The organism is Mesorhizobium sp. M1A.F.Ca.IN.020.06.1.1 (assembly GCF_004023265.1).
GTDB lineage: Bacteria > Pseudomonadota > Alphaproteobacteria > Rhizobiales > Rhizobiaceae > Mesorhizobium.
In genome coordinates this window covers 1-6,279 of record NZ_RZSR01000275.1, presented here as the reverse complement: position 1 = coordinate 6,279, position 6,279 = coordinate 1, and the positions used below count along the sequence as shown (strand labels likewise).

Annotated in this window: 5 protein-coding genes; 1 reads left to right on the top strand and 4 read right to left on the bottom strand. The window is 66.1% G+C overall.

Annotation, left to right across the window (positions count from 1 at the left end; translation table 11 throughout):
- From EOA60_RS14395 to EOA60_RS14380, 4 genes are all read right to left on the bottom strand, one after another.
- A partial coding sequence (locus EOA60_RS14395) for an FAD-dependent oxidoreductase (RefSeq protein ID WP_128311527.1) occupies positions 1-1,055 on the bottom strand: 1,055 nt, incomplete at its 3' end.
- Between the two features lie 276 nt (positions 1,056-1,331).
- Positions 1,332-2,645 carry a dihydrolipoamide acetyltransferase family protein gene (locus EOA60_RS14390; RefSeq protein WP_095825117.1) on the bottom strand — a complete coding sequence of 438 codons (1,314 nt, stop codon included), beginning with the start codon at positions 2,643-2,645 and terminating at the stop codon, positions 1,332-1,334.
- Positions 2,646-2,658: 13 nt separating this feature from the next.
- Positions 2,659-3,672: an alpha-ketoacid dehydrogenase subunit beta gene (locus EOA60_RS14385; protein ID WP_128311525.1), complete on the bottom strand. Its 1,014-nt coding sequence runs from the start codon at positions 3,670-3,672 to the stop codon at positions 2,659-2,661.
- Between the two features lie 3 nt (positions 3,673-3,675).
- Complete coding sequence (locus tag EOA60_RS14380; RefSeq protein WP_066991510.1) at positions 3,676-4,908, bottom strand: 3-methyl-2-oxobutanoate dehydrogenase (2-methylpropanoyl-transferring) subunit alpha; 1,233 nt, start codon at positions 4,906-4,908, stop codon at positions 3,676-3,678.
- Positions 4,909-5,436: 528 nt separating this feature from the next.
- On the opposite strand from EOA60_RS14380, the gene holA reads away from it, so the two are divergent.
- Positions 5,437-6,279: DNA polymerase III subunit delta (gene holA / locus EOA60_RS14375; protein WP_128311523.1), on the top strand; the 843-nt coding region annotated here is incomplete at its 3' end.

Here is a 6,279-nt window from a genome sequence, read left to right as displayed (position 1 = left end):
GTGAAGCAGATCGCCGGGATCGCGCGCTTGTCCCAGCCTCGTTTGTGGCCGGCGACGATCTCGGCCACCATCTCGCCCTGCGCCATCGCCCGGTGCGCCAGCATCGGCTCTCCGGTGACATCGCCGATAGCGTAGATGCCCCGCATCGAGGTGCGGCACTGGTCGTCGATGCGGATGAATTTTCCGACCATGTCGAGGTCGATCTGCTCCAGCCCCCAGCCCTCGGTGAGCGGCTTGCGCCCCACCGTGACCAAGACCCTGTCGGCGGCGATCTTGGCGTTCTTGCCATCTGCCGTCTCGACCATAAGCGCATCGCCCTTGGTCGACAGCCCCTTGGCCTTGGCACCCAGCATCACCTCGATGCCGAGCTCGCCGAGCCGCTTCAGCACCGGCCGCGTCAGCTCGGCATCGTATTGCGCAAGCACGCGCGGCAGGGCTTCGACCACGGCGACCTTGGCGCCCATCTTGGCGAAGGCCATGCCGAGCTCGAGCCCGATATAGCCGCCGCCGACGACGGCGAGCTTGTCCGGCACCTCGCTCAGCGCCAGCGCTTCGGTCGACGAGATGACGGGGCCGCCGAAGGGCAGGAACGGCAGTTCGGCCGGCACCGAGCCGCTGGCGATCACCACCGCCTCGGCGCGGATCACCTGGCTTCCCGTCTCGGTCTCGACCTCGACGGTCTTGCCGTCGCGGAACGTCGCCCAGCCCTGCACGGTCTTGACCTTGGCCTTCTTCAGCAGCCCAGCGACGCCGCTGTTCAGCCGGCTAACGATGCCGTCCTTCCATGCGACCGTCTTGGTCAGGTCGAGCGTCGGCGGGGCGACCGCGATGCCGAGCGGCCCCTTGCCGCCGGCGATGTGCGCGATCTTCTCGAACTCTTCCGCCGCGTGAATGAGCGCCTTGGACGGGATGCAGCCGACATTGAGGCAGGTGCCGCCCGGCTTGCCGAACTCGACGATCACCGTGTCGACGCCGAGTTGCCCGGCGCGGATGGCGCAGACATAGCCGCCCGGACCGGCGCCGATGACGAGCAGCTTGCAGGAGATCTCTTTCATGGGCTTCTCGTTGCTGAGCACGGGGATTTTGGCAGAGGGTTAGGGCCTGGCGAACGCAGACCGTGGCGATTGGTCGATATCCGTGGAATCTCGTCATCCTGGGGCGGAGCAAGGAGCGTAGCGACGCGCGTAGACCCCAGGATCCATGCCGTGACGTGAAGGCGTTGCAACGGTCCAGAATTCTGGTCCGCCGCGCCCTTCGGGCGAGGTCGCGGCATGGATCCTCGGGTCAAGCCCGAGGATGACGAGGGGGCAACGTCGTCCGTATCCATACGACTATTCCACGAAGATCAGCGCCGGCGTCTCAAGCAACGCCTTGATCCGCTGCACGAAAACCGCGGCGTCCCAGCCGTCGATGACGCGATGGTCGAAGCTGGACGACAGATTCATAATCTTGCGCGGAAGGAACTGCGCGCCGTCCCATACCGGCCGCACCATGATCTTGTTGACGCCGACGATCGCCACTTCCGGATAATTGATGACCGGCGTGGTCGCCACGCCGCCCATCGCCCCGAGCGAGGTGATGGTGATGGTCGAGCCGGAAAGCTCATCGCGCGTCGCCGTGCCGGACTTGGCCGCGTCGGCAAGCCGGTTGATCTCGGCGGCGCTTTCCCAGAGGTCGCGGGCCTCGGCATGCTTGACCACCGGCACGACGAGCCCGGTCGGCGTCTGGGCGGCGATGCCGACATGGATGCCCGCGTGTTGGTGAATAACGCCGGCCTCGTCGTCGAACAGCGCGTTGAGGTTCGGCTGATCGGCGATCGCCTTGACCATTGCCCGCATCAGGAACGGCAGCAGCGTCAGCTTCGGCCGGTCTTGCCGCTTCTCTTTGTTGAGCGCCGCGCGCAGTTCTTCCAGCGCCGTGACGTCGATCTCCTCGACATAGGTGATATGGGGAATGTGCGACTTTGCGAGCGCCATCTTCTCGGCGATCTTGCGCCGCAGCCCGACGACCTTGATGTCCTCGATGCCCTCCTTGCGGGCAAGGCCGGTGGCGCGGGCAAGCTGCGGGCCGCGCGCCAGGAAGGCCTCGATGTCCTCATGGCTGATGCGCCCGGCCGGACCGCTGCCTGCAACCTGGCGCAGATCGATGCCGGCTTCCTTGGCGCGCAGTCGGACGGCAGGAGAAGCCAGCGGCTTTTCGCCTTCCGCGCGCGGCGCGCCGATGACGGACGCCGGGCGCCCAGCCTTCGGTGCCGCGACGGAAGGCTGGGCCGGGATCTGTGCCGGTTTCGGCGCCGCTTTCGAGGCGTCCGACAGCGGTTGGGACTTTGCCTCCACGGGCTCGGCCGGCGCTTCTGCCTTCGGCGCGGCCTTGGCACCGCTGCCTGCTTTCACGTTGCCTTCGCCGGCGATTTTGAGCCGCACGATCGGCGAGCCGATCGCCACCGTGTCGCCGATCTCGGCGCCGAGCCAGAGGATCTCGCCATCGACCGGCGAGGGGATCTCGACGGTCGCCTTGTCGGTCATGACGGCCGCCAGCACCGCATCCTCGCGCACCAGGTCGCCGATCTTGACATGCCATTCGACAAGCTCGGCCTCGGCGACGCCTTCGCCGACATCGGGAAGCTTGATGACATATTCGCCCATCGTCCGGCCCCCCTCAGGCTTCCATGGTCTCGACGAGCGCGCGCCCGACCCGCGCGGGGCCGGGGAAATACTCCCACTCCTGCGCATGCGGATAGGGCGTGTCCCAGCCGGCGACCCGCGCCACCGGCGCCTCCAGATGGTAGAAGCAGTTCTCCTGCACCAGCGCCGCGAGCTCGGCGCCGAAGCCGGAGGTCAGCGTCGCCTCATGCACGACGACGCAGCGCCCGGTCTTCTTCACCGAGGTGACGATCGTGTCGAGGTCGAGCGGCAGGAGCGTCCTGAGGTCGATGATTTCGGCATCGATGCCGGTTTCCGCGGCCGCGGCCTGCGCGACATAGACCATGGTGCCGTAGGCGAGCACGGTGACCGCCGAGCCTTGCCGGCGGATCGCCGCCTTGCCGAGCGGTACGGTGTAATGGCCATCCGCCACCTCGCCGAGCTCGTGCTTCGACCAAGGCGTCACCGGGTTGTCGTGATGGCCGTCGAAGGGGCCGTTGTAGAGCCGCTTCGGTTCCAGGAAGATGACCGGGTCCGGATCCTCGATCGCGGCGATCAATAGCCCCTTGGCGTCATGCGGATTGGACGGCACCACCGTCTTGAGACCGGAGACATGCGTGAACAGCGCTTCCGGGCTCTGGCTGTGCGTCTGGCCGCCGAAGAGGCCACCGCCGGTCGGCATCCTGACCACAATCGGGCAGGTGAAATCGTTGTTGGAGCGGTAGCGCAGCCGCGCCGCCTCCGAGACGATCTGGTCGTAAGCCGGATAGACATAGTCGGCGAACTGCACCTCGACGCAGGGCCGCAGCCCATAGGCGGCCATGCCGATCGCCGAGCCGACAATGCCGGATTCGCTGATCGGCGCATCGAAGCAGCGGTTCTTGCCGTATTTGGCCTGCAGGCCCTGCGTGCAGCGGAACACGCCGCCGAAAAAGCCGACATCCTCGCCATAGACGATGACGCGCTCGTCGCGCGCCATCGAGACATCCATGGCGTCGCGGATCGCCTCGATCATGGTGCGTCTGGGCATCGATCAGACCCCTGCCTGCTGGCGTTGGCGCCTGAGATGCGGCGGCGTCTCGGCATAGACGCCTTCGAACATGTCGCGCGTCGACGGCTTGCCGCCGGCATGCAGCGTGCCGTGGCTTTCGGCTTCCTTCTGCGCCGCGATCACGGTTTCGAGGATCTCGGCTTCCGCCTGGATGTGGCGCTGTTCCGTCCAGACTTGCTTGTGGATGAGATGGTTCTTCAGCCGGATGATCGGGTCGCCGAGCGGCCAGGCGTCCGATTCCGCCTTCGGCCGGTAGGCCGACGGATCGTCCGAGCTCGAATGCGCGCCGACGCGATAGGTGACATATTCGACCAGGGTCGGCCCGAGATTGCGACGCGCCCGCTCGATCGCCCATTTGGCTACCGCATGGACGGCGAGATAGTCGTTGCCGTCGACCCGCAGCGACGGGATGCCGAAGCCTAGACCGCGCGCGGCGAAAGTGCCCGAGCCGCCGCGGGCAATGCCCTGGAAGGTGGAGATGGCCCACTGGTTGTTGACGACATTGAGCACGACCGGGGCCTTGTAGGTCGAGGCGAAGACCAGCGCCGCATGGAAATCGGACTCCGCGGTCGAGCCGTCGCCGATCCAGGCCGCGGCGATGCGGGAATCGTTGGAGATCGCCGAGGCCATCGCCCAGCCGACCGCCTGGATGTACTGCGTCGCCAGATTGCCGGAGATCGAGAAGAAGCCGTGCTCCTTCGAGGAGTACATGATCGGCAGCTGCCGGCCCTTCAGCGGATCGGCTTCGTTGGAATAGATCTGGTTCATCATCGCAACCATCGGATAGCCGTCGGCGATGAGCAGGCCGGCTTGCCGATAGGTCGGGAAATTCATGTCGCCAGGCTTGAGTGCCTTGCGGAAAGCGCAGCTCACCGCCTCTTCACCCAGATGCTGCATGTAGAAGGAAGTCTTGCCCTGGCGCTGCGCCATCTGCATGCGCGCATCGAAGGTCCTGAGCGTCATCATATGGCGCAGGCCTTCGAGCAGTTCCTCGTCGGTGAGCAGCCCGGCCCATGGCCCGACGGCTTCGCCGGCGCGGTTAAGCACGCGGATGATGGAGAAGGCCATGTCGCGGATGGTGCGCGGATCGACATCGACCTCCGGCCGCGGCACGGACCCCGCTTTGGGAATGGTCACATTCGAGAAGTCGGGCGTGCCGCCGGGCCGAACCTCGGGCTCGGGAACATGAAAGCGCAACATTCCAGCATCGGCCATGACCTTCCTCCTCCAATGTTGCCGGTGCGATACTTGCACATCCGCGCCGCCATTTCATCGGGCGAGATGGCGGCCGTCCTCCCGGTCATCAGCCTCGTCGAGCCGATGCGGCACATGGCCGACAAGATGCAGATATGGCGCAGAAATTTCTTGTCGATGTTTCCAAGCGTCGCGCAATTTGGCGGAAGTTTGCGGAGCGTTTGCCGCCACAAAAGACAATTAAGGCATGCGCGCCGGCCGACGCAGCTAATCTCCACCCTCGTGGGGAGTTGCTCGGCAGGGCAGAGGGGCGTGACAGACTCTGCTTCAGGGTCGTCATTCCAGGGCGGAGCAAGGAGCGGAGCGACGCGCGCAGACCCTGGAATCCATGCCGCGACGTTGACGCGTTGCGGCGGTTGGAGAATATTCTGCACCCTGGCGCTCCCCGGCAAAAGTCACGGCATGGATCCTCGGGTCAAGCCCGAGGATGAAGAGAGGCTGGCCGCTTCTCCGTTCACTCCGTCTCCGCCTCATGCTAACTCACCCCGCATGGCACAGAAGAAGGGATACGAGGTCGATTCGTGGCTGGCGCGGCCGGACCCGGCCATGGCCATCGTCCTGCTTTACGGCCCCGATCGTGGCCTGGTCGCCGAGCGGGCCAAGACCTTCGCGTTGAAGACCGGGCTGCCGCTCGACGACCCTTTCTCAGTGGTCAAGCTGGATGGCGCGGAAGTCGATCGCGACGAAGGCCGTCTGCTCGACGAGGCGCGCACCGTGCCGATGTTTTCCGACCGGCGGCTGCTTTGGGTCCGCAACGCCAGCGGCCAGAAGGCGCTGGCCGACGACATCAAGGCGCTGACGGCGGAGCCGGCGCCGGATGCTCTCATCCTCATCGAGGCGGGCGACCTGAAGAAGGGCGCTGGCCTGCGGGCCATCGTCGAGGCAGCCGGGAACGCCATCGCCTTGCCCTGCTATGCCGACGAGGCCCGCGATCTCGACACGGTGATCGACGACGAGCTGCGCAAGGCCGGCATGTCGATGACGCTCGACGCCCGCCAGGCGCTGCGCCGCAATCTCGGCGGCGACCGTCTGGCCTCGCGCGGCGAGATCGACAAGCTGGTGCTCTACGCCCATGGCAAGAAGGAGATCGACCTCGACGACGTCAATGGCTTGTCCGGCGATGTCTCCGGCGCCTCCTTCGACGGCGCGGTCGACGCCATGCTCGACGGCAAGGTCGGAGATTTCGACATTGCCTTCACCAGGCATTGTGCGTCCGGCGGCCATCCTTTCCTGGTGCTGTCCTCGGCGATGCGGCAATTGCAGGCGATCCAGGTCATGCGCGGCCAGATGGAATCCGGCGGCCGCAACGCCGCCTCGGTCGTGGCGGGGGCG